The following is a 23,827-nucleotide window of genomic DNA, read 5'->3' on the forward strand; positions in this document are numbered from 1 at the left end:
ACAAGTCGGTTTTTCACGTGATGATGCCGCTATCAGGCGTCCTGGATCAGCCAGCTTCCGGCAAACATGTTTCTCAGGAGGAAAGTCCGAGAATGGCGCAGAAAATCATCGTTTATTGGCGGGACATCCCGGCACAGATCCTGGTGAAACAGGGGCGCAAATCCGCCCGACGGGAACTGCCGGCCATGTTCATGGAAGCCATTGATGCCTGCGCGATGCGGATCGGTGCGAAGGACAGCGACGCCTACATGGCGGAGTGGCGCCGGACAGACCCGGTCTCCGTCACGGACGACCTGGAAACGGAAGCGGACGCAGCCCTGACCGACCTGGTCTCGGCCTATCCGAAAGAGAGACTGAAAACCCTGCTCGCAAATGGAGGCTCGGAACATGACTGATCAGCGCCTGTTGGCCAATGGGCGGCTTCCCGCCTCTACCGAAATGTCTCCCAAGCAGGTGGTCGAAAAGACCGAGCTTCTGGAATTTATTCCGGCGGGCACGCAGGTCTATGTCACGGATCTGGGCAACTGCTCGGAAGACATGATCGTCGATGCCGCCCGCATCCTGCGCGACAACAAGCTGACCGCCGTTCCGCATATGGCGGCCCGCCGGTACGCCAGCCGCGAGGACTTCGAGCGCCGCATCACGCGTCTGACCCAGGAAGCAGGTGCGACCGAGGTTCTGGCCATTGCCGGTGAAGCAGAAAAAGCCGGCCCCCTCACCTCATCCGTCGCTCTTCTGGAGACGGGCCTCTTCGACAAGCTCGGCATCAAGAAGATCGCCGTTGCAGGTCACCCGGAAGGCGCACCTGACATCAAGCCGGACGTCATCAAGAGCTTCCTGCAGCGCAAGCACGAACTTGCTCGCGAGAGCGATGCGGAATTCCGCATTGTCACCCAGTTCGGTTTCGATCCGCACCGCGTCAGCCTGTGGCTGGACGAGCTGCGCGAATGGGGCAACGAGTTCCCGGTCCATGTCGGCGTTGCCGGTCCGGCAAAGATGACGACCCTGCTGAAATATGCCGCTTTTGCCGGTGTTGAAAATTCCTTCAACTTCCTGAAGAAGCGCGGCGGTGCCGTCGTCTCCATGCTGTCGGGCTACGATCCTGACACGATGGTCGATCCGCTGGAGACCCGCGTCACCAGCCAGCCGAACACCCAGCTGGCCCAGATTCATGCCTATCCCTTCGGCGGTATCCAGAAAACCGCCGAGTGGCTGCACAGCCGCGGGAGCTGGTCTTTTCAAACCTCGTCTTCAATCCTGACTGCCAATGAGAGCGCATAAATGACCCGCACTGTTGTCGCGTCCGCCACCAAGGAAATCGTTATCGGTTTCGATCAGCCGTTCTGCGTGATCGGCGAGCGGATCAACCCGACCGGCCGCAAGAAGCTGGCGGCGGAAATGGCCGAAGGCAACTTCGAAACCGTCAAGGCCGATGCGCTGGCCCAGGTGGCTGCAGGCGCGACCATGCTAGACGTCAACGCAGGCGTGACAGCGGTCAACCCGAACGAGACCGAACCGCCGCTCCTCGTCAAAACTCTTGAGATAGTTCAAGAGCTTGTCGACGTTCCCTTGTCTATCGATTCATCCGTAACCGCCGCCATCGAGGCCGGCCTTGCGGTTGCCAAGGGCCGTCCGCTGGTCAACTCCGTGACCGGTGAAGAAGAGAAGCTGGAAGCGATCCTTCCGCTGATCAAGAAATACAACGTGCCGGTGGTGGCGATCTCGAACGACGAGACCGGTATCTCCGAAGATCCGGACGTTCGTTTCGAAGTCGCCAGGAAGATCGTTCAGCATGCTGCCGACTATGGCATTCCCGCACACGATATTGTCGTGGATCCGCTGGTGATGCCGATCGGCGCCATGGGCACCGCAGGTCAGCAGGTGTTCCGGTTGCTGCGCCGTCTGCGTGAAGAGCTGAAAGTCAACACGACCTGCGGCCTTTCCAACATCTCCTTCGGCCTGCCGCATCGCCACGGTATCAATGCCGGTTTCATTCCGATGGTCATCGGTGCCGGCATGACCTCCGCGATCATGAACCCGTGCCGCCCGCAGGAAATGGAAGCCGTACGTGCGGCGAACGTGCTCAACGGCACTGATCCGAACTGCTCGGAATGGATCATGACCTACCGTGATCATCAGCCTGCCGCTGCAGGTGCGGTTGCAGCACCTGGTGAAGGTGGTGCGTCTGCTGGCGGTCGCCGCCGCGGTGGACGCGCGGCCCGTCGGTCCGCCGGCTGAGCCTTGATGTCATAACACGTTTGCGGTTCTCTCCCCTTCCGCAAACAGGGTGGCTTTTCACCAGTTTCAGGATGGAATCTCCACCCCAATCCCCTCCCTTTAATAGGGAGGGGTTTTGCGTGTCGAGGGGCACGTTTCAAATCGCGGGATCCGCGTCATTTTCACGATGGCTCCGGCTTTCGCAGGTTCAGATAAAAACTCCCTCCTCCTTGTGAGTGAAGGGTCAAGGGTGGGCTTCGTCCCCGTAGTGTTTCAAAACCGGTAGTGGCAGATCGCAGACATGACCGAGACCGTCAAACAAGCCAAAGTCGTTTTCCAACCCAGTGGGCGCCGTGGAACCTTTCCTGTCGGTACGCCCCTGCTCGACGCTGCCCGCTCGCTCGGTGTCTATGTGGAGTCGGTATGTGGCGGGCGCGGCATTTGCGGGCGCTGCCAGATTTCCATCTCGGAAGGCACTTTCGCCAAGGAAAACCTGACCAGCGCAGCTGAAAACCTGGAAGGTGCCACCGAAGCGGAAACCCGCTACGCGACCTTGCGCAAACTGCCCGCCGACCGGCGCCTTTCCTGTCAGGCAAAAATCTTGGGCGATCTGGTTATCGATGTCCCGACCGATGCCCAGACCAACCGTCAGGTTGTGCGCAAGCGCGCGGAAGCCCGCAACATCGAAGCCGACAGCCCGATCTCGCTGGTATCCGTCTCGATCGCCGAACCGGACATGGAAACGCCGCGCGGCGATATCGACCGGCTGCGAGAGGCGCTGATTGCCGAGACCGGCATTGCCGACCTCACGATCGACCCGGTTCTGCTGCCACGGGTCCAGACAACCCTGCGCAAGGGCAATTGGCAGGTAACTGCGGCAATCCACGAAGACAGAGGCGTGCTGCCGACACTCGTGGCGCTCTGGCCCGGAGAAAAACCTGCCGTCTACGGCCTTGCCGTCGACATTGGCTCCACCACCATCGCAGCCCACCTTTGCAACCTTCAGAACGGGCGCACAGTCTCGTCCGCAGGCACCTCCAACCCGCAGATCCGCTTTGGCGAGGATCTGATGTCGCGGGTGTCCTATGTCCAGATGAACCCGTCCAAGCTGCCGGATCTGACAAAGGCCGTGCGCGATGCCATCAACGCGCTGATCGGCAAACTGGTCGGCGATGTCGGCGCAGAGCGCACGGATGTGCTTGATGCAACCTTTGTCGGTAACCCGGTCATGCATCATCTGTTCCTCGGTATTGATCCGGTGGAACTGGGCGGCGCTCCCTTCGCGCTCGCAGCCTCCGACGCCATGGTTTTGAACGCGCGCGATCTGGATCTGGAACTGAACCCGGGAGCACGTGTCTACATGCTGCCCTGCATAGCCGGCCATGTGGGCGCCGATGCAGCTGCTGCAACGCTTGCAGAAAGCCCTTACAAGCTCGACGAGATAACGCTGCTTGTCGATGTCGGTACCAATGCGGAAATCGTGCTGGGTAACCGGAACCGGCTGTTGGCAGCGTCCTCTCCAACCGGCCCTGCGTTCGAAGGCGCCGAGATCTCGTCCGGCCAGCGCGCGGCACCAGGTGCAATCGAGCGCATCCGCATCGACAAGGAAACGCTTGAGCCTCGCTTCAAGGTGATTGGTGTCGACGAATGGTCGGATGAAGAAGGCTTTGCCGAAAAGGTCGACACTGTCGGCGTTACCGGCATTTGCGGCTCCGGCATTATCGAGGCCGTTGCCGAAATGTATCTGGCGGGCCTCATCACGGAAGACGGTGTTATCGACGGCTCGATGGCGGAACGGACATCGCGCGTCAAATCCACCGGCCGGACCTTCTCCTATCTGATTGCTGACGACGGGGTCGAAATATCGATCCTGCAGACGGACATTCGCGCGATCCAGCTCGCCAAGGGTGCGCTTTATGCCGGCGTCAAACTTCTGCAGGACAAGCTCGGCACCTATGTTCTGGACCGCATTCGCCTTGCGGGGGCCTTCGGCAGCTACATCGACCCAAAGTACGCGATGATCCTTGGCCTTATTCCGGATTGCCCCCTGGAAGGTGTCTCCGGCGTCGGCAACGCTGCCGGGACAGGCGCCCGGATGGCTTTGCTCAACCGCGGCTACAGGCGTGAAATCGAGCAGACGGTGCGCGATATCGAAAAGATCGAGACAGCTCTGGAACCCAAGTTCCAGGAGCATTTCGTCAATGCAATGGCCTTGCCCAACAAGGTCGATCAGTTCCCCCACCTTCGAGCTGCCGTCGAATTGCCGGTACGCAAGGAGGCTGACGCGGGGTCGGATGCAGCCGGTGGAGAGCGCAGGCGGAGACGCCGCCGAGGCTGACGGTGTCGTTCCTTCGGCTAGCAAGCATGAACGGGCGGCAGATTTGCACTGCCGCTACTGATCCCAGAAATACTGCTCACGCATACGCCGCCAGATCTTTTCTCCCACGAGGCAGTCATATGGCTCTTCGAAGGTGAATTGGGCCGGGATGACTTGTGGCTCGGGCGGCTTGACGCCGCCGATCTCGAGGATCAGCTTGCGACGAACGGCTTCGGGAAACTGTTCCCAGTCGTTCACCGGTATGACGAAGCTGGCGGGCCCGCCGATGACGCAGCGCTGATAATAGACGTCCAGGTCCGGAATGTTGAACTGGAAGCCCATGCCACCAGTTGTCATGAGCGGCAATCCATTGATCACCAGACCGGCCTCCACGGCGGCATCGCGTGCCTGAACGACAGGTGCTCCCTGGTTGTTGGGACCATCCCCTGAAATGTCGATCACGCGGCGGTCTGCCTTGAAAGGTGCATCGGCGAGGAGAGCCGAAGCATGCCAGATTGCGCCGGAAATCGAGGTTCGGCGCTGACCGTAGGTGCTGTCCGCCAGAACCTTGTCGGCAAACTCCTGAGCATCTTCCACGCCCTCGATCACCGACCACCCGACAATTTCGCGCGCATGGCTTTCGTTGGCCCATTCGAACATCATGAGAGCGATCCGGCCGTGAGCCCCGTACCCGATCGCCCGCACCACTTCCGGGCTGGCGATGGCGGCAGCATATCCGCGGCGCTGGATCTGGAGTTCTTCAGGGGACATGGAGCGGGAGACATCGACAGCAAGGACCAGAGCGACATCGACCTGTTCCTGCGCAAGCGCGGGACCGAGAGGTGCCAGCAGCAAGGCGACTGCACCTGCAAGTGAGCGGACTTCGGAAAGCCTCCACATGCCGAAAGGATAACCGAAACCGAAAGAACCGCCAGCGACTTGACGCTTCGTCAGATAAACCATCTGTGATCGGCGGCAGCCACCAGCCGATCGGACACTTTCGCCGCCCTGCCCGCGTCGGCTATAACATCGGCAAAGCAAATCTTCAGGGAGCGTTCCATGTCCGAAACCGCCGCAAATGACGAGATCCAGAAACCGATGCTCGCTACGCTTCTTCATGAAGGCGTTTACCGGATCGTGATGCAGCGGCCGGAGCGGATGAACGCTCTTTCGAGCGAGATGATGACTGCTCTAGCCGGTGAACTTCGGAAGGCGGCCGAGGATCCTGCAGTGCGTGTTGTCCTGCTTGGTGCGGAAGGCAAGGTCTTCTGCGCTGGCCACGACCTGAAGGAACTAACCGCTGCGCGCGGTGAAGCGGACGGCGGGAAAGCCACCTACGAGCGGATCATGCGCCAGTGTTCGGACCTGATGCAGCAGATTGTGCGCCTGCCCAAGCCGGTGATCGCCGTGGTAACAGGTGTTGCGACCGCAGCCGGTTGCCAACTGGTTGCCTCCTGCGACCTTGCCATCGCTACCGACACGGCCACCTTCTGCACGCCAGGTGTCAATATCGGCCTCTTCTGCTCCACACCAATGGTTGCGCTCTCGCGCAATGTTGCGCCTAAACAGGCCATGGAGATGCTTCTGACCGGTGAAAGCATCGACGCATCCACCGCGAAGGATTTCGGCCTGATCAACCGCATCGTCCCGCGTGACTACCTGGAGCAGGTCGTCCAGAAATACGCGGAATCGATCGCCTCCAAGTCTGCCAAGACCGTGAAGATCGGCAAGGAAGCCTTTTACCGTCAGCTGGAAATGCCGTTGTCGGAAGCCTATGATTTCGCGGCACAAACCATGGTCGAGAACATGATGGCCCGGGATGCGGAAGAAGGCATCAACGCCTTTCTGCAAAAACGCAAACCAGAATGGACGGACAGCTGATCCGCCCTGCCGTTTGGAGGCAACAAGGATAAGACATGCCTGAAGCCGGTTATTCCGGACGTCCGCTGTCCGCAAAACTGGGGCTGAAACCGGGAATGATCTGCTGGCGTCACCGGATGCCGGAAGACATTTCCGCCTTGCTGCAGACACAGGCCCCTGGCGCGGTCATTCGTGCCGCGCCGGAACCGGGTGTTGAATGCGCTCATGTGTTTGTCACCGAACGGGTTGAGCTGACTGGACACCTGGAAACCTTGCGGGTCCTGCTGGCCCCGGACGGCATGATCTGGGTTTCCTGGCCCAAGAAGGCCAGCAAGTTACCGACCGACGTCACCGAAGACACCATCCGCGAGCTTTGCCTGCCGATGAGGCTTGTGGACGTAAAGGTTTGTGCCGTTGACGACACCTGGTCCGGTTTGAAACTGATGATCCGCAAGGAATTCAGGAAAGAACAGGCGGCAAAACTGGCCTGAGTGTCGACTGTCAACTCACCGTATTACCGCTGCAGTTCCATATCATTTCAGCGGCAGGAAGATATCGGTTTTCGCTTCATGCTCCGGAACATCCGGAAAGAAGCTGAGGCGTTGAACGAACAGCGGAAAGTCCCGCAGCTCCTCGCCACTTCGTGGCAGCCAATCGCGATAAAGGGCGCGGATTGTTTCTTCAGCGAAGTCGAGTGGACCGGAATGCCTGATTACGGCGCAGCGTCCTGCAGGCAACGTTGCGGCTACCACGCCCTCCGCATTCTCTTTGAACTGTCCTGCTACAGCGCAGCAAATGCCGAACCGGTATTCTTCAGGCAGCGCCGTTCTGGGATCGTCAAAGAGTATGTTGAACGTCGCGCTTCTGGAGGGAGGGCTTGCATTTGCCTTGCGCCAGACAATGAAGCGTCTGACAGATGCGGGCACCTCTTGCGGTGACCCGCGATGCTCAAGCAGGGCGACGGGTGTTTCAGGAAAATCGATGATCCGGACGGCCGAGACTTCAAGGTGCTGATCCGACATGAACTGTCCTTTCAAATTCAGCAATGGGTCATAGGTTCCGTGCCAGACAGACCAGTCGGGCGTTGATCGGAAAGCCGACGGGCTTTGCCCAAAATCTCGTTTGAACGCACGTGAGAAGCTCTCGAGATTTTCGTAGCCCGCATCGTAGGCAATCTCAGTGACCGGCAGCTCCACCCTGAAAGCGAGGCGCTGTCCTGCGCGTTTCAGCTTCAGGAGCCGCCGGTATTCTGCAACTCCGAGGCCAAAGAAGGCCGAGAACTGGCGCTGAAAGTGAAACTTCGAATAGGCGGCCACCCCCGCAAGCGCAGGAACGTCAAGCGGACCATCCAGCGACCGGTCGATCGTTTCCAGCACCTTTTGGAACCGCTTCTTCAACTCACTCATAAAACGCCGCCTTCCGTATGCCTGTTTAGCCTCTCCCGTTTACCGGTGAGCCGCTTATCGCGCCTGACCGCCCCTGCGCAGTTTCACAATTCTTCGAGGCGGACCGGTCTGCGGCAGAAGGCCCCTTGCAGGCAGGTGTCATTTCGCATTGGATAGCGCGACAAATCTGAGGATCTCCATTCCATGAATCACGACACTTATCCGGACGCCTACATCAAGGGTATTCTCGACGAGGTGAAAACCGTCGCCATGATCGGCGCGAGTGCCAACAATGTCCGGCCGTCCTATTTCGTGCTGAAATACCTTTTGTCCAAGGGATACGAGGTCTGGCCCATCAATCCCGGTCAGGCAGGCAAGGAGATCCTGGGACAGAAGGTCTATTCCTCGCTCGACGAACTGCCTGCGGTTCCCGACATGATCGACATCTTTCGCAATTCCGAAGCGGCAGGCGTTATCGTCGACGACGTTATTGCCAGCGGCAAGTTGCCCAAGGTCATCTGGATGCAATTGACGGTGCGCCACGACGAAGCGGCAGCAAGAGCCGAAGCTGCCGGTATCAAGATGGTGATGAACCGCTGCCCCAAGATAGAGTATGGTCGACTGTCAGGTGAAATCGGATGGGCAGGTGTCAATTCGCGCACGCTTTCCTCCAAGCGCCCTGCTCTGAAAGCAGGGTTTCAGCATCGCGGGCTTTCTGGGGAAAAAGACAGCTAATTTTCCCCATTGCATCAGCTTCGCACAATGCTCGCCGGATAGCTCGTTAGTCGAGATACCGCCGTCCGGAAGCCAACCGGATGCCATCAGTAGCGTGAGGCAGCATGACCCAGGACCCGACCCTGTTTACCGCATTTGAATGGGTTCTCATGGCTATGGCAGCTCTGGTTGCCTTGCTGCTGTTCGCATTCGTGCACAAGGCCGAACACGGATCCCCCTTCGCCCACCGTGACGAGACCTGGGCACGAGAGCAGGCCCAGTCCGGCGAGCGGGAGCAGAAGGGCGGCTGAACCGAAATCAATGTATACACCCCCACTTCTACCCCTGCGTGTTTCTGCTATACTTCGGGACTTCAGGGATGGGGTTTTGATCTGCGTTCAGGCGAATTTGCGCCTTTGACGACAGATACATGGGGGCAATACTAATGATATTCGCGCTCGCGACTGTCGCGTTCGTCGTCTGTATCGCGGTACTGATTCATCTGCAGAAACCATCTGCAAACGGCCCGCGCGCAACCAGGCGCACGAAAGATGACGCAACCGACAAAAGCTGACAATTTTAAGTTCAATTTATAAGAGCTTTCGCTCAATTTGCTCCGAATGCCGATGAATTTCTTTCCACTTTCTCCATAAGAGATCGTTAACCTTTTGCCTCGCATCCAAGTTTTCGAACCGGGAGGAAGGCCGCTGTGTTTGCAGTCTTCGGAGATACGACATTTCTGGCATGGAGCCTGCCACTGCTGGCGGCGGCACTGCTTTTTGGTGTCTATTTCGGTGTGAAGCTGGAGAACCGGAAGGACCCTTCCGACCAATAGGCAGACATGCCTCACCCTGGCAGGAGGCAAAGGCCACCAATCCTGCCTAACGCTTTGACATACATAATTTCCTTTAGATCACAAAACCGCAAAATCGTTCTTTGACCTGCCCTGCTCCTTCGGTCAAACTGGCCGCCAATCCAACAGGGAGGTCTTTTAATGAGCGAAAATATTCCAGGTTTTTCCACTCTCGCGATTCACGCTGGCGCAGCGCCGGATCCTTCGACAGGCGCGCGGGCGACACCGATTTACCAGACGACCTCGTTCGTTTTCGACGACGTCGATCATGCCGCTTCCCTGTTCGGGCTGCAGGCCTTCGGCAACATTTACACACGCATCACCAATCCGACGACGGCTGTTCTGGAGGAGCGCGTTGCAGCGCTTGAAGGCGGTACCGCCGCACTTGCGACAGCTTCCGGTCATTCGGCTCAGCTTCTGTGCTTCCATACCTTGATGCAGCCCGGCGACAACATCGTGGCCGCAAACAAGCTCTATGGCGGTTCCATCAACCAGCTGAACCACTCCTTCAAGAGCTTCGGTTGGGGCGTGAAGTGGGCCGACCCTGCGGACATGTCGTCCTTCGAAGCCGCCATTGACGACCGCACGCGCGCGATCTTCATCGAGAGCCTGGCCAATCCCGGCGGAATTGTTGTCGACATCGAGGCGATTGCGGCAATTGCAAAGGCAAAGGGTGTGCCGCTGGTGGTCGATAACACCATGGCAACGCCATACCTGTGCCGGCCGATCGAACACGGTGCTGATATCGTTCTGCACTCGCTGACCAAATTCATGGGCGGTCACGGCAATTCCATGGGCGGCATCATCGTCGACGGCGGCAGCTTTGACTGGTCTGCCAGCGGCAACTATCCGCTGCTGTCCCAGCCCCGGCCGGAATACCAGGGCATCGTTCTGCACGAGACATTCGGCAACTTCGCCTTTGCCATTGCCTGCCGTGTGCTTGGTTTGCGCGACCTCGGACCGGCCATCTCGCCCTTCAACGCTTTCATGATCCTGACCGGCATCGAAACCCTGCCGCTGCGCATGCAGCGTCATTCGGACAATGCCAAGAAGGTCGCGCTTCACCTCGCGGCCCACGACAAGGTCAAATGGGTGTCCTACGCAGCCCTGCCGGAAGACAAGCACCACGCCCTGCAACAAAAGTACATGCCAAAAGGCGCCGGCGCCGTGTTCACCTTCGGCGTTGAAGGCGGTTATGACACAGGTGTCGCCCTGGTGAGCAAGGTGGAACTGTTCTCGCACCTGGCCAACATCGGTGACACCCGCAGTCTGATCATCCATCCCGCATCCACAACACACCGGCAGCTTTCGGATGAACAGAAGACCGCGGCCGGCGCGGGCCCGGATGTGGTGCGTATTTCGGTCGGGCTGGAAGATGTCGATGACATCATCGCCGATCTCGATCAGGCCCTTTCCGGCTAAGAGGCACCAGCTGAACAAACGAAAAGCCCGCCGATTGGCGGGCTTTTTTGCCTGTACACTCGATCGGGCCCGAGGCCGTAAGCACAGCGGAAATCCTGGCTCGGAGAGCCGCAGCGTTCGGAGCGAGGTGCTTCCACGCGGCTGCCCGTTTCCCCAAAAGTTGAGATTTCCGGCGCCTAGCTGCGAATGGCGAAAGGCCCTTTCAGCATGGCCACATAGTCAACCGCAGCCGCCAGGACGATAACCGCGAAGCCTTGATGCACCAGAGCGATGGACAGCGGCACGTGCCACAGCAACGTCAGAATGCCGAAGATCGCCTGCAGCAACAGGAAGCCCCCAACATGGGCGCCTGCCCGGCGCAGCTCCTTGCGGCGGCTCACGCGGAAGGTACTCCAGGCCAGCGCCACACCGGTGAACACCAGCACGTAGGCCGTCATGCGATGCTGAAATTGAACCGTCATCACGTTTTCAAAGAAATTCAGCCAGATAGGCTGGATGGCAAGCATGCCGCGCGGAATGAACTGGCCATCCATGAGTGGCCATGTATTGAAGGTCAAGCCGGCGTTCAGCCCGGCGACGAGACCTCCCAGGAACATCTGAACAAAGACAAGGAAAAGAACCAGTTTGCCCAGCCCTGCGAGCCGCTCCTGCTCCTGAATTTCGGGTTCGGGCAAGGGGCTCAGCCGCCGGGCAATCCAGAAAAGATAGGCAAAAATGAAGAGTGCGAGCGTCAGGTGTGTGGCCAGCCGGTACTGACTGACATCCACCCTGTCCACCAGACCGGATGCCACCATCCACCAGCCGACAAAGCCCTGCAAACCGCCAAGTGCCAGGCCGACAAGCAATCTCGGCTTCAGCCAGGGCTCTATCCTGCCGGTTGCCCAGAACGCCACCATGGGAACAAAAAACGCAACACCAATGAAGCGCCCCAGCAGCCGGTGCGCCCATTCCCACCAGAAGATGAACTTGAACTCGTCAAGGCTCATGCCTTTGTTGATGAGCTGATATTCCGGAATCTGGCGATATTTTTCCAGCTCCTCTTCCCACTCGGCTTCGCTGAGCGGGGGAATAACGCCGTGGATGGGTTTCCACTCGGTGATAGACAGCCCGGATTCGGTCAGACGCGTCGCTCCGCCGACGACGACCATGGCCAGGATCAGCGCACAAACGAAGTAGAGCCACCATCGGATCAGGGCCCTGTTCTGTCGCAATCTCTGCAATTTGGCCGGAAGCATCTGTTCGTTCTTCACACCTTCTGCAATCGCAATCATGAGCCGCTTCCGGAAATTCTTATCGTGAGTTTGACCTTTGGCTTGCGGAGATATAGGTGCAGGAGCAAGACGGCAAGCGGTCCGGGACGTTTTGCGGCAAAAGGTCCCTTATCGCGCGGATTCACACACGGTCAACGGACACGCCCGACAATGGTTCCCTCGTTTCGCAAGTTTATCGGCATGGTGCTGCTGGTTGTTTTTGTGGTGGTCTACGCCCTCACCGCGATGGTGATCGGCGACCTGACATTGCAGCAGTCCTCGAACCTGGTCCGCTTCATCTACTTCGGTATCGCAGGTCTGGCCTGGGTCATCCCGGCAGGCGCAATTATCTGGTGGATGGAAAGAGGCGGGAAAAGCCGGACCTGACACCAAACCCGTTGGCGGCCCACCGGGCAACCCGGTAAAGCGCAAAGGGCGCCCCCGTCAGGTACTGGTCGACAACAGCCGGGTCTTGAAACCGGCCGTTCAGGGAGACGCGTGGCAGCATCATCGGGTCGCGCGCGTTGACGGATTGAAGCACACCGGGCAGCGTCGTCACAGACGAGGCAAATCCGATCTCCCGCAAGATATCCGCATCGCGCGGTGTAACCGCGTGTGATTTTCCATACGGATAGGCAAAGTGCTTCGGCCTGCGGCCGAGCTCTTTCTCCAGCCGCTCAAGGCCCCTGGTCACGTCTTCACAGGCGGCATCTGCATTCAACCGCGCCATGGCAAAGTGATCGTGGGTGTGGGCACCAATGGTAACCAGCGGATCGCCAGCCAGTTGGCGGGTCTCGTCCCACGTCATCATCTGCGCATCCGCCAGGGCTTCCAGGTCGACGCCGTATCTTTCAGCAAGCGCCCGGATGATCTTGCGCTGATCACCTTCGCCGACCTCCAGTGTCAGATGATCGACGATCTTTTCGAAACAGGCGTTTTTTTCTGCAAGAGTTCTGCACGGGATGCCGGCTGAATTGCCTGCCGCTGTGAAGACAACTTCATCGTTGTCTGCGATGATCTTCTCAAGGGCCAGCCACCACAGTTCGCTGGTCCGGTCGATCAGCCCGGTTGTGACGAACACGGTGAAAGGAGCTTCCAGTTCCTTCAGAATCGGATAGGCGACAGACAGATTGTCCCGGTACCCGTCATCGAAGGTCAGCACTGCATAACGGCGGTGCCCGTAACCGGACTTGAGCAGATCGACGGCTTCATCCATCGATATGATTTCATAGCCGTTTGCCCTAATTCGCTCGACCGCGAGCTTCAGAAATTCGGGCGTGATTTCGAGGTGACGGTTCGGCTGGAAAGCATCGGAGCGGGCCGACCGGACATGGTGCATCATAAACACAGCACCACAGCCCTGGGTAAACGGTGCCAGCATACGGCCAAGCCCCGTTCCCTTAAGTACACTGAATGCACGTGTTACCGTCTTGTGCCGCATGCCCATGTGGCCGAAATGCCCACCTTGCTAGAATGTGCCAGTTAGGCACGGTTTCTTTAACAATTATTGCTAAATCTATCGAGACTTAGCTTGATCTGCCAGCGCGACGTCCTGTCTTTCCTTCATGTTCGTTCAAAATGGTTTATCCGATTTTCAATAACCGTTTCAGCCTGTCTTTCACGCGCTCTGGTGCGAGGTGAGCACCGTGTCCTCAACAGACCTTGAATTGTCCATATTCACGAGGCTTAGCGAAGCACAGGCTGACTGGCAACAACTAAAGGATGTGCTGCACAGTAATCCATACCAGTCTCCTGGCTGGCTTTGCAGCTGGTTCGAGACAGTCGGCCAGAGCCTGAATTGCACGCCGGTGATCGTTGTCGGACGGTGTCGCGGTCAGGCGGTTTTTCTGCTGCCACTGCAACTTGAACGGTCTGCTGGAATCTCTGCGCTGACGTTTCTCGGCCACCAGAACGGCAACCAGAATACGGGCCTCTGGCACGCCGATTTCTATCAAGGAGCCACGGCAGACGAGATGAAAAGCCACCTGTCTGCCGTCTGCAAGCAGGTCGGTGCTGATCTCCTCAAGCTTGAAAACGTTCCGGAGACCTGGCTAGGGCGAGACCATCCGCTGGTATTCAAAGGAGCGACATCAAGCCCAAGCCCTGTTTTCGCCCGCGCTCTGCCCTCCGATTTCGGACAGTTGTTCAACGACACACACAGCAAGTCCTCACGCAAGAACCTGCTTCGCAAGGAACGACATCTTCAGGCAGCCGGTAATTACACGATTGCCAAAGCCACCTCCCCTGTCGACAGACAACGTGGCTTTGATGCCTTTCTTGAACAACGCTCTGTCAGGGCAAGGGAAGCGGGCATTCCAAATGTTTTTTCGGCGCCCCCAGCGAAGACGTTCCTGTCCAGCGTGATTGGACTGGATGCAACGGGCAGCGCGCAAGATCACGGCGCTCGTCCCCTGGATCTCTGGTACCTGGAAGCGGGAGACCGGATCAGGGCCACCTATCTGTGCGCCCAGCATGGCAAGACGCTTTATGCCTACAGCAACAGCGTTGCTCATGACGACATGCTGCCCAACAGTCCAGGGCTGGTCCTGATCAAGGAAATCATCGAACGGGCGTGCGGTGATCCGACCATCGACACACTGGACCTCGGCCTTGGCGAGGAGCGCTACAAGACCACGTGGGCGGAACCAGTGCCTTTGAAGGACAGCCTTTTGGCGATGACCTGGAAAGGGGCTCTCCGCATGCGTCTGGAAGCCGCAAGGCTGAAAGCCAAATCCTGCATCCGCAATTCATCGATCCTGTGGCCGCTGATCCGGCGTTTGCGGAAGATGAAAGCTGGTTTTTCCGGCAACAGTTAGACAGTTGGCGACCGACTGTCGCCAACATCTTCCTCAGGCGGCGTGCCCGTCACCGTTTCTGCGCGGCCCCGGTCCGGTTCCACCAGAAATCACGACTTCGACCTTCGCGCCTGTGTTATGTGCCAGAAGATTGGCCGCACTTTGCAGTTCGTGGCCGTGGTCTGGCGCCGATGCTGCAATCAATACCCTGTCCGCGAAACTCAACATACGGGCACTTGCTAGTGACCCATCGATGGCGCCAAGATCGACAACCACGGTTTCATAGGTCGACTTGATTGCCTCAAGAGCGAGCTTGAAACGTTCCGAGTTCACCATTTCGTCCGTGATCTCAACCCGCCCGGCCTCAATGATATGCGCCTTTGATCCGGCATCGCGATAGACCACCTTGGCGAAAGGCGCCGTTCCGGCGACGATGTCGGAGAACCCTTCGGCCCCCTTCAGGTTGGTCTGATCGGGAAAGACTTCCATGATGAGAGAAGACTTGCCACGTCCGGCCGCCTTCCGGATCAGGTCGAAAGCGAGCTCGTGAGACAGGGCCTCATCATCGACGCTGAGAACGACAACGCGTCCCGCCGCTTCGACATCGTCCGCGTGCGTTGTCTTGAGATGCTCTTCCCGCTTTGCTTGTCTGCTTGTCTTGCTGGTTGAAACCACAGGAACAGGAGCGACTTCCGCGCCTGGAACCTCTGCTTCGGTTTCCTTCGAACCTCGCATGTCCCCCACCCAGTCCGGGCTGACATCGTGATCGTAGCCGGTCTTCATTTTGCGACCACGAAGCTTGCCGGACAGGATCCCGATGCGTCCCTTTGGCCGCTGTGTCTTTTCCGAGGCCTGGGGTTGGGGTTGGGGTTGTGGTTCCGGGGTCTGCTCAGGAACCGTTTCTTCGGTAGGTTCATCAATGCTAGCGGCTGTTTCAGGGACGCTTGGTTCCGCGTCACGAAGCGTGTCGGCTTTGCTCCACTCGCCGGGATCGATCCTGTAGCTGGCAACGGTCTGACCGTAGCCGCCGCCCCAGCCTGGGTTTTCAGCCCGCACGGTATCCTGAGGACCTGGCTGCGGCTGCTCATCCATGCGCGGTGCGACGCGCTGCCCTTCAGACGAACCATCCTGCATCCGATAGAGCGCATTGCCGTTCAGAAATTCGCGCATGAGCACAAAGGCACATCCGAGAATAAAGGTGACAAGCGCAGCAATGATGGTGCTGGCAATGATTTTGGGCGAATCCGGTTCTACCGGCACGCTGGCACGGGAAATGATCCTGGCATCGGCAGGCAGAACCTGTGCACGCAAGCGGGAATCAGCTTCCTGGAAACTCAGCAGAAGCTGGTCAAGTTGCGCCGCCTTGGCATTGGCTTCGCGCTCCAGTTCCGCGAGCCGTGCCTGATCGGCGTTGGATTTTGCCGCTGCCGTCTTCAGCTCCTCAAGGCGTGCCCCAAGTGCTTTTGCGCGCTGGTCTTGCACCTTCGCATCGTTTTCCAGCCCCTGCAGGATCTTGCGTGCTTCCGATCGGATTTGCCGGTCGTAATCACCAAGCTGAGATTGAAGCGCCTTTAGTTGCGGGTGGTTGGGCAACAGTGTGATTGAGAGTTCGGCAATGTTGGACTGAATTTCGACCTGACGCTCCCGCAGACGCTGAATGAGTGCGGAATTCAGCACATCGCTGGCAGTCTCGAGAGAACCGCCTGAATTCAACAACTCGCGAATGAGGTCGGCTTTGGCCTGCGCCTCGGCCTTGGAGGACTGGGCGTCGGAGTAAGCGGTACTCGTTTCGGCAAGTTGCTGCTGGTTGAGCGGGATATTGTCAGCGCCGATCAAAAGGTCGGCCCGGGCGCGAAAATCCGATACCGCCTGCCGGGCTGCCTGAACTTCCCGGCGCAATTCGACAATCTGAGGTTCCAGCGCAGCGGAGGCCTGCTCGGTCGTCTGCCGTTTTGCGCTGGATTGAACAGACAGATACTCATCAACAATCGTATTGGCGACCTTGGCCGCCAGAACCGGACTTTCGGCGGTGTAGTCCACCGCGATCACGCGGGATCCTTCCAGCCGGTAGATTTCCAGGTTCTCGTAATAATGCTTGAGGACCCGCTCTTCCTCGCTATTGCCTTCGGTCTCGTTTCCGAACCCGACCAGAGACAGCAGGAGATTGACGAGGCTGCCATCGTCGTTGGCATCGAACTCCGGGATCGCAGCAAGGTTGAGCTTGTTCGCGACACGACGCGCCAGATCAGCGGACTTGAGCAGTTGAACCTGGCTAACAACACCTTCGCTGTCGAGCAGAGCTCGCTCTTCTTCCTGCCCTCGCGATGCACCGGGCAGATTGTCCGTGCTCTCGATGATGAGGCGCGCTTCGCCCTTGTATTTGGGCGCTACGAACTGGAGCCCCAGAAAGACGACAACGGTGACGAAGAGTGTGAGTGGAACAAGCCAGCCCAGGGATCGGCCGATCGTCCGCAACAGACCACCCAGATCCAGCGCCATATCGTCTTCGGAATGTGTCTGCCGCTCAGCATTCATCTTTTGAAACTCCAAGATACCGGCAAACTATGTCGAATTATGGTAAGCGTTCGGTTAAGCTGGTTACAGTCTCCGGGGTCGCCCTGTTAATTAATGCATGCGCAAATTTGACAGGGTGCCGGACAGGTCTTTTTTCCTCTTCACCCTCAATTAACCATAAAGCGCGATCCTGTCTCCGAATTGTAGGAGAGTCGTTGATGCGAACGAGAGCGCTTGTTGTCCTGGGCTTGTGCCTGGGCCTTGCTGCATGCAGCGGGTACAGACAGCCGCCGACAGCGTTTCACGAAACACTGACCCAGCCTTATCGTTTGGACTCAAGCGATAAGCTGCGCATTATCGTGTTCGGCCAGGATGACCTGTCCAATACTTATGTCGTTGATCAAGCAGGATATATTTCCTTCCCGCTGGTCGGCAGCGTCGCTGCGCGCGGCAAGACCCAGCAAGGCCTGGCATCCGAAATTTCGGCCAAGCTGCGTCAGGGCTATATCCGCGATCCGGACGTCTCGGTGGAGGTCGATACCTATCGTCCGATCTTCGTCATGGGTGAAGTGCAAAATGCAGGCCAATATAATTACGTTGCCGGCATGACCGTTCAAAACGCCATCGCAACAGCAGGCGGATTCAGTTCGCGTGCGCTGCAGTCAGATGTGGATATCACCCGACAGCTGAACGGTGAAATTCTAAACGGCCGTGTGCCCATTTCGGACCCGGTGCGTCCCGGTGATACAATTTACGTCCGTGAGCGTTATTTTTAGGGTCCCGCCAAGTTAACTGTGGACTCACCTCCCTTTGTTAGGGTGCAGTTTCAGTGCCCCACAGGTTCGACAAGAAACCTGGGGGTAGCAACAGGGATACTGCATCATGACAACGACCCCCATGCGGATCGTGCATTGCGTGCGCTCGCCCATTGGCGGCATTTTCCGCCATATCCGGGATCTGGCCATCTGCCAGTCGGAAGCGGGACACGATGTCGGCCTCGTATGTGACAGCAACACGGGCAGTGCTTTCGACAATCAGCTTCTTGAAGAGCTGAAGCCGAGGCTAGCTCTTGGTATTGCACGCTTTCCCATGCAACGTCAGCTGACCGTACAGGATCTGACGGCAACTGTTTCCCTTTACAAGCACATCCGGGACCTGAAACCCGACATCCTTCATGGTCACGGGGCAAAAGGCGGCGCCTATGCGCGCCTGATCGGCAGCGTCCTGCGCCTGCGCGGCCAGAAAGCCGCCCGTGTCTATTGCCCTCATGGCGGCAGCCTGCACTATGATCCCAATCGCTTCGAAGGCCGGGTCTACCACACGCTGGAACGGCTTCTTGGCCGCCTGACCGACGGGCTGATCTTTGTGTCCGACTATGAAGCCGCAGCCTACGAAAGCAAGGTCGGTCACACGAAAGCCCGATCGCGCATTGTCTACAACGGGCTGACACCAGACGAATTCACCCCCGTTCCGGTGGATGAAGCAGCCGCCGATTTCCTCTATATCGGAATGTTGCGAGACCTGAAGGGACCAGACCTTTTCATTGAAGCCCTTTACAATATTCGCCTGAAGAACGGCACCGCGCCCAAGGCTCACATCGTTGGTGAAGGCCCGGACGAAGAGCGGTATCGGAACATGGTGAGGAAGCTGGGGCTCGACGGCGCAATCACGTTCCATGGTGCCCTTCCCGCTCGTGAAGCTTTCAAGCTTGCCAGGAACGTCGTTGTTCCCTCACGCGCCGAAGCCATGCCCTATATCATCCTGGAGACCGTGGCGGCAGAACGTCCGCTGATTGCGACACGCGTCGGCGGCATTCCGGAAATATTTGGCCGCTATGCCAATCGGCTGGTGGAACCAGGCCATATCGGCAAACTGACCACGGCCATGGAAGAAGCACTTGCAGATCCCGCCAAGATGGCTCAGCAGGCAAAAAAACTGCGCAGCTGCCTTGCAGAGACTTTCTCGGTCGACCTCATGAACGACAGAATCACCACCCTCTACCAGGAAATCCAGGGCATCGCCCCGACCGATAGCTCGACACCGGCCCAAGCTGATAGTGTTTCAGCCGTGCCGCGTGCGCAGACTGTTCTTGCCAGATCGAGCAACCGATAATGAATACCCCATTTTTAAAACCCTCTGATGCGGCCGAACCAAAGCCTGTTGCGGGCGGGACATCCGCTTTGGGGCACAGATTGGAAAAGCATTTCCGACATACCGTTCATGGCGCGACGGGCCAAAGCAACGTCGAGGTTCTGTCCGCCGCCAACACCAGCCTTTCGGCCGATGCCTTTGAAATTGCTCAAGGCTTAGGCGGCAAGGGCGTTTCCGTCACCGTTCTCACTGGTATGGTGCGTCTGACGGATGTACTTCTGATCGCTGGCACGGCCCTGTTCGCAGTCTTTACCAGTCCCGAAGCGGCAGGTTTCGGACTTGGCAACCTGTTTGTCACTGGCGCTGCCATCCTGTTTGCGCTCGCCTTTTTTCAGGCCGCAGACGTCTATCAGGTTCCGGTCATGCGCCAGGGTCTGTCGCAGATCGGACGCGTTGCCGCCGGCTGGACACTCGTGTTCGCCATGTTCGCGCTTCTGCGCACCACAACAGGCATCGGTACGGAACTGTCAGATGCCTGGATCGGCGCCTGGTTCGCGATAAGCCTGACCGGCCTTTGCCTGTCACGCTTCATTGTCTATCGGCTGGTGCGTCACTGGATGAAATCCGGTCGCCTGGAACGGCGCGCGATCATCGTCGGCGGCGGCACGGCCGCCCAGGAACTGATCCACGACCTGGAAGCCCAGGCGGACAACGACATCCGCATTTGCGGTATTTTCGATGACCGGAACAACGAACGTTCGCCGCCCGTGGTGGCCGGCTATCCGAAGCTCGGCAACATCAGCGCGCTGGTGGAATTCGCCCGTCTGGCGCGCATCGACATGCTCATTGTCTGCATTCCCTTGCGCGCAGAGCAAAGGGTGCTGGAGCTTTTGAAAAAACTCTGGGTTCTGCCGGTCGACATCCGGCTTTCTGCCCACACCGACAAGGTTCGCTTTCGTAACCGCGGATCGAGCTTCATCGGTACGGTTCCATTTGTCGACGTGGTCGAAAAGCCGATAGCCGATTGGGACATGGTGGCCAAGCGGATCTTCGACCTTGTCTTCGCTTCGCTCGCCATCATCACGCTGCTGCCGGTCATGATCGCCGCTGCCATCGCCGTGAAGCTGGACAGCAAGGGGCCGATCCTGTTCAGGCAGAAACGCTACGGCTTCAACAACGAGATCATCGAAGTTCTGAAATTCCGGTCCATGTACACGGAAATGGCCGATCCGGACGCCAAGAAGGTGGTGACCAAGGGCGATCCCCGCGTGACTAGGGTCGGTCGCTTCATCCGCAAGACTTCGATCGATGAATTACCGCAGCTTTTCAACGTTCTCGGCGGCAGCCTGTCGCTCGTCGGACCTCGCCCGCATGCTGTCAACGCCCATACCAACAACAAGACCTGGGACGACGTCGTTGACGGTTACTTCGCGCGGCACAAGGTCAAGCCGGGCGTGACCGGCTATGCGCAGATCAACGGCTGGCGCGGTGAAGTCGATACACCGGAAAAGATCCAGAAGCGCGTGGAGTGCGATGTCTACTACATCGAGAATTGGTCGATCCTGTTCGACCTGAAAATTCTGATCCAGACGCCCTTCCGGTTGCTCAATACGGAGAACGCCTATTGAGCCTTGCGACCGACCATTTTGGCGGCACGCCTCATGCACGCGCGCCTATCGGTCTTCAGGCCAGGAGCCTGGGCAACGGCGCACTGTGGCTTGCAGCCTTTCTGTCCGGGTTCGTTATCGAGGAGCCTGCACCTTACGAACTCTACATGGCACTGCTTTCGGTCGTCTGGCTTGCCTGCGGCCTGAAACTTCGCCGTGAATTCGGTCCGCTGATCATCTGCCTGATGCTTTACATTGCAGGCGGCGTCGCCTCCATTCCCATGGCCAAGGAGATGGGCGATGCCATCATGTACATCGCCGTTTCCGGCTTTCTGGCAATCACTGCAATCTTCTATGCTGCGATTATCGCGGAAGACCCCGGCAGGTTCAGGGTCATCCAGAGCGGCTATATCGCCAGCGCCGTGCTTGTGGCTGCCATAGGCGTTGTAGGTTACTTTCAGCTTTTCCCCGGCGCGTCCTATTTCACGCTCTACGATCGAGCCCGTGGCACTTTCCAGGACCCCAACGTGTTCGGTCCGTTCCTTGTGCTGCCTACGGTGCTTCTGGTCCAAAAGCTGCTCCGGCAATCGGTGCTGCGTAACCTGCACCTTTTGGTGCCGCTTGCCGTCCTGCTGCTCGGCGTCTTCCTGAGTTTTTCACGCGGCGCGTGGGGTGTGCTGTCGGCATCGGTGCTGCTGGTCTATTTCCTGGCGCTCGTCACCGAAAAGGCCGCTGCCCGCCGGGCACGTCTGGTGCTTCTCGGCGTAATCGGCATTCTTGCCGTCTTTGCACTGATCGGTGCGGCACTTTCGGTCGATACGGTCGCCGACATGTTCGCAGAACGGGCAAAGCTCGTTCAATCCTATGACGGTGCCCGCCTTGGCCGTTTCGCCCGCTACTCGCTCGGCTTTCAGCTGGTGATGGAACACCCGCTCGGGCTCGGCCCGCTGGAGTTCAACAAGTATTTCCCGGAAGACGAACACAACGTCTATCTGAAAGGCTACACGACCTACGGCTGGCTCGGCGGCTCGATCTACATTCTGATGGCGCTATGGACGTTCTGTGCCCTGGTGCCGCTCCTGTTCAAAGCCCGCCCGTGGACCGCCTTTACCCAATCCGTCTTCGCGGTGTTTACCGCGCATCTTATCCTGTCGGTGATCATCGACACCGACCACTGGCGGCACATGTATATGCTGTACGGCCTGGCCTGGGGCTTGATTGCCGCTGAAAAGCTCGGCCATGGCCGCCCTGCGCGACCGGTTCCCGCCTTCCCTTACCGCAAGTAACAGATGTCTGGAAAAGCCTCCAAAGAAGCGCAACAACCTGCTTGCGCTTGGCATGCGAACAAGCTAGGTAGGGTCCGTTCGGGCAGTAGCGCAGCCTGGTAGCGCACTTCACTGGGGGTGAAGGGGTCGTCGGTTCAAATCCGGCCTGCCCGACCAACACAAACTTCCCCAAATATTTTGCAGATTTTGAACGAGTATGCGGCTGGATTTCCATCCAGCGCCGCATTGCGTTTGCCGTTCAGCATTCCATCGTTTCACGCAGAAGTATCACAGTCTGCCAATTTCGCTTCCCGCAGTTGCTTGCCGGCGGATGCACGCTATGCGTAAACTTACCTACCGTGACAACGTATGGCAGCTTGCGGCCACGGCACGGAACTGGCACCTGATTATGCTGTATTCCGAGTAATCATAGCTACCAGTTCGTATTCGAATATCCCGAGTATTTTTTTGATGAGAATAGCGACAAAATTTTCGAGAAAGTCGTCTGATGATTTTTATTATTGCTACAGCGTCCTCGCGCGTAATCTGTGTTCTTCGTTCAAAACCATCCCGACGACAGACATCTATTTTCTGAATTCCAACCGCGAGCGGAGCTTGCAGCGCGAAGGCGTCAATTCGTTTTCTACCCGTGATGCCGTTGTTGTCTGCCGTCGTGATCATCCGGGCGTCGTCGAGCGCCTTTTGAATGAAAAGACAAAACGGCTTTATTACGTGATCGATGACAATTTATGGGCAGCCGACCACGATGTGTCACTGCCTGAAATTTACCGGCAACGTTTGTTGAGCCTTCGCAATGGACAGCACAACAAGCTGGCAACTGCAGCCGACACGATTGTTGTCCCTTCGCCTGCCTTGTTCGAGGTCTACGAGCAACAAGGATTTCAGGTCAAAATGCTCGATCCGTTTTGGTCAGAAGCACTTTCGACGGACTGGTGTTTTCAAGACCTGCCGGCAGATGCACCGCTCAGGATCGGCTACCTGGGAACTGCCAGCCACGCCGCCGATCGAAAATTCGTCCTTGAGGTATTTGAAAACCTGTTGGCGACAGGCGCAAATGTCGAACTGACAATCGTTGGAGATCACGACGTACCGCCGCAGCTTTCAACGCACCCCAAGCTACGGATTTTGAGGCACCTCGACTGGTATTTCTATCGCAAGCGCCTTTTCAAACACAGGTTTGACGTTCTTCTCTACCCGGTAATACCTTCGAGCTTCAACGATGCCCGATCCGCGAACAAGCTGGCAGAACATGCCGTTTGTGGAGGCGTTGGTGTGTACAGTGATAGCTGGGCCTATGCTGACTTCGTTCGTGTCAACCGCGTGGGCCTGGTCTGGAAAAACAGCGTTCGAACCTGGGTGGACAACTTGCTGTCGCTGTCGATTGAACGGAACTTTCAGGATCTCGTCGGATCGCTCACACCCGTTCATGAGCGCAATGAAATTGCCGGAAGAGAACAGAAAGCCTTCTGGTCGGCGTGTTTGGAATCTCCTCGAGATTCATGATCTCGAATACCAA

At 58.0% G+C, this 23,827-nt stretch carries 22 protein-coding genes and 1 tRNA gene; 18 read left to right on the plus strand and 5 right to left on the minus strand.

What is annotated here, in order from left to right:
• Window positions 1-92: 92 nt before the first annotated feature.
• The 4 genes from FIU93_RS24080 (at window position 93) to FIU93_RS24095 (ending at window position 4,555) form a co-directional block, all read left to right on the plus strand.
• Window positions 93-395: a virulence factor gene (locus tag FIU93_RS24080; RefSeq protein ID WP_031270670.1), complete on the plus strand. Its 303-nt coding sequence runs from the start codon at window positions 93-95 to the stop codon at window positions 393-395.
• Window positions 388-1,281 carry a methylenetetrahydrofolate reductase gene (locus FIU93_RS24085; protein ID WP_023003862.1) on the plus strand — a complete coding sequence of 298 codons (894 nt, stop codon included), beginning with the start codon at window positions 388-390 and terminating at the stop codon, window positions 1,279-1,281. The genes FIU93_RS24080 and FIU93_RS24085 overlap by 8 nt, the downstream gene beginning before the upstream one ends.
• Window positions 1,282-2,238 (plus strand): methyltetrahydrofolate cobalamin methyltransferase, encoded by a 957-nt coding sequence (locus FIU93_RS24090; protein WP_023003861.1) that lies wholly within the window; start codon window positions 1,282-1,284, stop codon window positions 2,236-2,238.
• A gap of 280 nt (window positions 2,239-2,518) precedes the next feature.
• Window positions 2,519-4,555 (plus strand): ASKHA domain-containing protein, encoded by a 2,037-nt coding sequence (locus FIU93_RS24095; protein ID WP_152506997.1) that lies wholly within the window; start codon window positions 2,519-2,521, stop codon window positions 4,553-4,555.
• A gap of 54 nt (window positions 4,556-4,609) precedes the next feature.
• On the opposite strand, the gene FIU93_RS24100 is transcribed toward FIU93_RS24095, so the two are convergent.
• Window positions 4,610-5,497 (minus strand): DUF1194 domain-containing protein, encoded by an 888-nt coding sequence (locus tag FIU93_RS24100; protein WP_082809773.1) that lies wholly within the window; start codon window positions 5,495-5,497, stop codon window positions 4,610-4,612.
• A 96-nt stretch (window positions 5,498-5,593) separates the two neighbouring features.
• On the opposite strand from FIU93_RS24100, the gene FIU93_RS24105 reads away from it, so the two are divergent.
• On the plus strand, window positions 5,594-6,415 hold the full coding sequence (locus FIU93_RS24105; RefSeq protein WP_152506998.1) for an enoyl-CoA hydratase: 822 nt from the start codon (window positions 5,594-5,596) through the stop codon (window positions 6,413-6,415).
• Between the two features lie 35 nt (window positions 6,416-6,450).
• Window positions 6,451-6,885 (plus strand): DUF3052 family protein, encoded by a 435-nt coding sequence (locus FIU93_RS24110; protein WP_152506999.1) that lies wholly within the window; start codon window positions 6,451-6,453, stop codon window positions 6,883-6,885.
• A gap of 42 nt (window positions 6,886-6,927) precedes the next feature.
• Here the strand turns inward: FIU93_RS24110 and FIU93_RS24115 are convergent, their stop codons facing one another.
• Complete coding sequence (locus FIU93_RS24115; RefSeq protein ID WP_152507000.1) at window positions 6,928-7,800, minus strand: AraC family transcriptional regulator; 873 nt, start codon at window positions 7,798-7,800, stop codon at window positions 6,928-6,930.
• 183 nt (window positions 7,801-7,983) lie between these two features.
• Here FIU93_RS24115 and FIU93_RS24120 point away from each other — a divergent pair, with 183 nt between their 5' ends.
• The 4 genes from FIU93_RS24120 (at window position 7,984) to FIU93_RS24130 (ending at window position 10,768) form a co-directional block, all read left to right on the plus strand.
• Window positions 7,984-8,514: a CoA-binding protein gene (locus tag FIU93_RS24120; protein ID WP_055653510.1), complete on the plus strand. Its 531-nt coding sequence runs from the start codon at window positions 7,984-7,986 to the stop codon at window positions 8,512-8,514.
• Between the two features lie 104 nt (window positions 8,515-8,618).
• Entirely contained in the window at window positions 8,619-8,804 is a 186-nt protein-coding gene (locus FIU93_RS24125; protein ID WP_023003853.1) for a hypothetical protein, read from the plus strand.
• Window positions 8,805-9,202: 398 nt separating this feature from the next.
• Window positions 9,203-9,328, plus strand: coding sequence for a hypothetical protein (locus FIU93_RS31775; protein WP_023003851.1), 126 nt, complete (start codon window positions 9,203-9,205; stop codon window positions 9,326-9,328).
• 159 nt (window positions 9,329-9,487) lie between these two features.
• Window positions 9,488-10,768: an O-acetylhomoserine aminocarboxypropyltransferase gene (locus FIU93_RS24130; protein WP_023003850.1), complete on the plus strand. Its 1,281-nt coding sequence runs from the start codon at window positions 9,488-9,490 to the stop codon at window positions 10,766-10,768.
• 176 nt (window positions 10,769-10,944) lie between these two features.
• On the opposite strand, the gene FIU93_RS24135 is transcribed toward FIU93_RS24130, so the two are convergent.
• On the minus strand, window positions 10,945-12,039 hold the full coding sequence (locus FIU93_RS24135) for a COX15/CtaA family protein (RefSeq protein WP_075281493.1): 1,095 nt from the start codon (window positions 12,037-12,039) through the stop codon (window positions 10,945-10,947).
• 150 nt (window positions 12,040-12,189) lie between these two features.
• Between FIU93_RS24135 and FIU93_RS24140 the strand changes: the two genes are divergently transcribed.
• The gene (locus tag FIU93_RS24140; RefSeq protein ID WP_023003848.1) at window positions 12,190-12,405 is read left to right on the plus strand and encodes a DUF2842 domain-containing protein; all 216 of its coding nucleotides are present in this window, start codon (window positions 12,190-12,192) and stop codon (window positions 12,403-12,405) included.
• Here FIU93_RS24140 and FIU93_RS24145 read toward each other — a convergent pair.
• Complete coding sequence (locus tag FIU93_RS24145) at window positions 12,365-13,459, minus strand: polysaccharide deacetylase family protein (RefSeq protein WP_209010222.1); 1,095 nt, start codon at window positions 13,457-13,459, stop codon at window positions 12,365-12,367. The two genes, FIU93_RS24140 and FIU93_RS24145, sit on opposite strands and share 41 nt — an antisense overlap.
• Window positions 13,460-13,664: 205 nt before the next feature.
• On the opposite strand from FIU93_RS24145, the gene FIU93_RS24150 reads away from it, so the two are divergent.
• On the plus strand, window positions 13,665-14,834 hold the full coding sequence (locus FIU93_RS24150; RefSeq protein ID WP_152507002.1) for a GNAT family N-acetyltransferase: 1,170 nt from the start codon (window positions 13,665-13,667) through the stop codon (window positions 14,832-14,834).
• A 33-nt stretch (window positions 14,835-14,867) separates the two neighbouring features.
• On the opposite strand, the gene FIU93_RS24155 is transcribed toward FIU93_RS24150, so the two are convergent.
• The gene (locus tag FIU93_RS24155; protein WP_152507003.1) at window positions 14,868-17,348 is read right to left on the minus strand and encodes an exopolysaccharide transport family protein; all 2,481 of its coding nucleotides are present in this window, start codon (window positions 17,346-17,348) and stop codon (window positions 14,868-14,870) included.
• Window positions 17,349-17,545: 197 nt separating this feature from the next.
• Here FIU93_RS24155 and FIU93_RS24160 point away from each other — a divergent pair, with 197 nt between their 5' ends.
• The 6 genes from FIU93_RS24160 to FIU93_RS24185 all read left to right on the plus strand — a co-directional run bounded on the left by FIU93_RS24160 (window position 17,546) and on the right by FIU93_RS24185 (window position 23,814).
• Entirely contained in the window at window positions 17,546-18,103 is a 558-nt protein-coding gene (locus FIU93_RS24160; protein WP_023003844.1) for a polysaccharide biosynthesis/export family protein, read from the plus strand.
• Between the two features lie 106 nt (window positions 18,104-18,209).
• Entirely contained in the window at window positions 18,210-19,439 is a 1,230-nt protein-coding gene (locus FIU93_RS24165) for a glycosyltransferase (protein WP_286202382.1), read from the plus strand.
• Complete coding sequence (locus FIU93_RS24170) at window positions 19,439-21,046, plus strand: undecaprenyl-phosphate glucose phosphotransferase (RefSeq protein WP_031270664.1); 1,608 nt, start codon at window positions 19,439-19,441, stop codon at window positions 21,044-21,046. Before FIU93_RS24165 ends, FIU93_RS24170 begins: the two co-directional genes overlap by 1 nt.
• Entirely contained in the window at window positions 21,043-22,311 is a 1,269-nt protein-coding gene (locus FIU93_RS24175; protein WP_152507004.1) for an O-antigen ligase family protein, read from the plus strand. The genes FIU93_RS24170 and FIU93_RS24175 overlap by 4 nt, the downstream gene beginning before the upstream one ends.
• Window positions 22,312-22,390: 79 nt before the next feature.
• Window positions 22,391-22,467 (plus strand) — tRNA-Pro (locus FIU93_RS24180).
• Window positions 22,468-22,761: 294 nt separating this feature from the next.
• Window positions 22,762-23,814: a hypothetical protein gene (locus tag FIU93_RS24185; RefSeq protein ID WP_152507005.1), complete on the plus strand. Its 1,053-nt coding sequence runs from the start codon at window positions 22,762-22,764 to the stop codon at window positions 23,812-23,814.
• Window positions 23,815-23,827: the final 13 nt, after the last annotated feature.

The sequence above is a fragment of the Labrenzia sp. THAF35 genome, from assembly GCF_009363595.1.
Taxonomy (GTDB): Bacteria; Pseudomonadota; Alphaproteobacteria; order Rhizobiales; family Stappiaceae; genus Roseibium; species Roseibium algicola.

Bases quoted from the DNA above. Each gene is read 5' to 3' on its own strand.
- FIU93_RS24125 (WP_023003853.1), top strand. From the start codon at position 8,619: ATGACCCAGGACCCGACCCTGTTTACCGCATTTGAATGGGTTCTCATG.
- FIU93_RS24140 (WP_023003848.1), top strand. From the start codon at position 12,190: ATGGTTCCCTCGTTTCGCAAGTTTATCGGCATGGTGCTGCTGGTTGTT.
- FIU93_RS24085 (WP_023003862.1), top strand. From the start codon at position 388: ATGACTGATCAGCGCCTGTTGGCCAATGGGCGGCTTCCCGCCTCTACC.
- FIU93_RS24135 (WP_075281493.1), bottom strand. From the start codon at position 12,039: ATGATTGCGATTGCAGAAGGTGTGAAGAACGAACAGATGCTTCCGGCC.
- FIU93_RS24155 (WP_152507003.1), bottom strand. From the start codon at position 17,348: ATGAATGCTGAGCGGCAGACACATTCCGAAGACGATATGGCGCTGGAT.
- FIU93_RS24095 (WP_152506997.1), top strand. From the start codon at position 2,519: ATGACCGAGACCGTCAAACAAGCCAAAGTCGTTTTCCAACCCAGTGGG.
- FIU93_RS24145 (WP_209010222.1), bottom strand. From the start codon at position 13,459: ATGCGGCACAAGACGGTAACACGTGCATTCAGTGTACTTAAGGGAACG.
- FIU93_RS24115 (WP_152507000.1), bottom strand. From the start codon at position 7,800: ATGAGTGAGTTGAAGAAGCGGTTCCAAAAGGTGCTGGAAACGATCGAC.
- FIU93_RS24080 (WP_031270670.1), top strand. From the start codon at position 93: ATGGCGCAGAAAATCATCGTTTATTGGCGGGACATCCCGGCACAGATC.
- FIU93_RS24170 (WP_031270664.1), top strand. From the start codon at position 19,439: ATGAATACCCCATTTTTAAAACCCTCTGATGCGGCCGAACCAAAGCCT.
- FIU93_RS24185 (WP_152507005.1), top strand. From the start codon at position 22,762: ATGAGAATAGCGACAAAATTTTCGAGAAAGTCGTCTGATGATTTTTAT.
- FIU93_RS24110 (WP_152506999.1), top strand. From the start codon at position 6,451: ATGCCTGAAGCCGGTTATTCCGGACGTCCGCTGTCCGCAAAACTGGGG.
- FIU93_RS24160 (WP_023003844.1), top strand. From the start codon at position 17,546: ATGCGAACGAGAGCGCTTGTTGTCCTGGGCTTGTGCCTGGGCCTTGCT.
- FIU93_RS24165 (WP_286202382.1), top strand. From the start codon at position 18,210: ATGACAACGACCCCCATGCGGATCGTGCATTGCGTGCGCTCGCCCATT.
- FIU93_RS24100 (WP_082809773.1), bottom strand. From the start codon at position 5,497: ATGGTTTATCTGACGAAGCGTCAAGTCGCTGGCGGTTCTTTCGGTTTC.
- FIU93_RS24105 (WP_152506998.1), top strand. From the start codon at position 5,594: ATGTCCGAAACCGCCGCAAATGACGAGATCCAGAAACCGATGCTCGCT.
- FIU93_RS24130 (WP_023003850.1), top strand. From the start codon at position 9,488: ATGAGCGAAAATATTCCAGGTTTTTCCACTCTCGCGATTCACGCTGGC.
- FIU93_RS24120 (WP_055653510.1), top strand. From the start codon at position 7,984: ATGAATCACGACACTTATCCGGACGCCTACATCAAGGGTATTCTCGAC.
- FIU93_RS24090 (WP_023003861.1), top strand. From the start codon at position 1,282: ATGACCCGCACTGTTGTCGCGTCCGCCACCAAGGAAATCGTTATCGGT.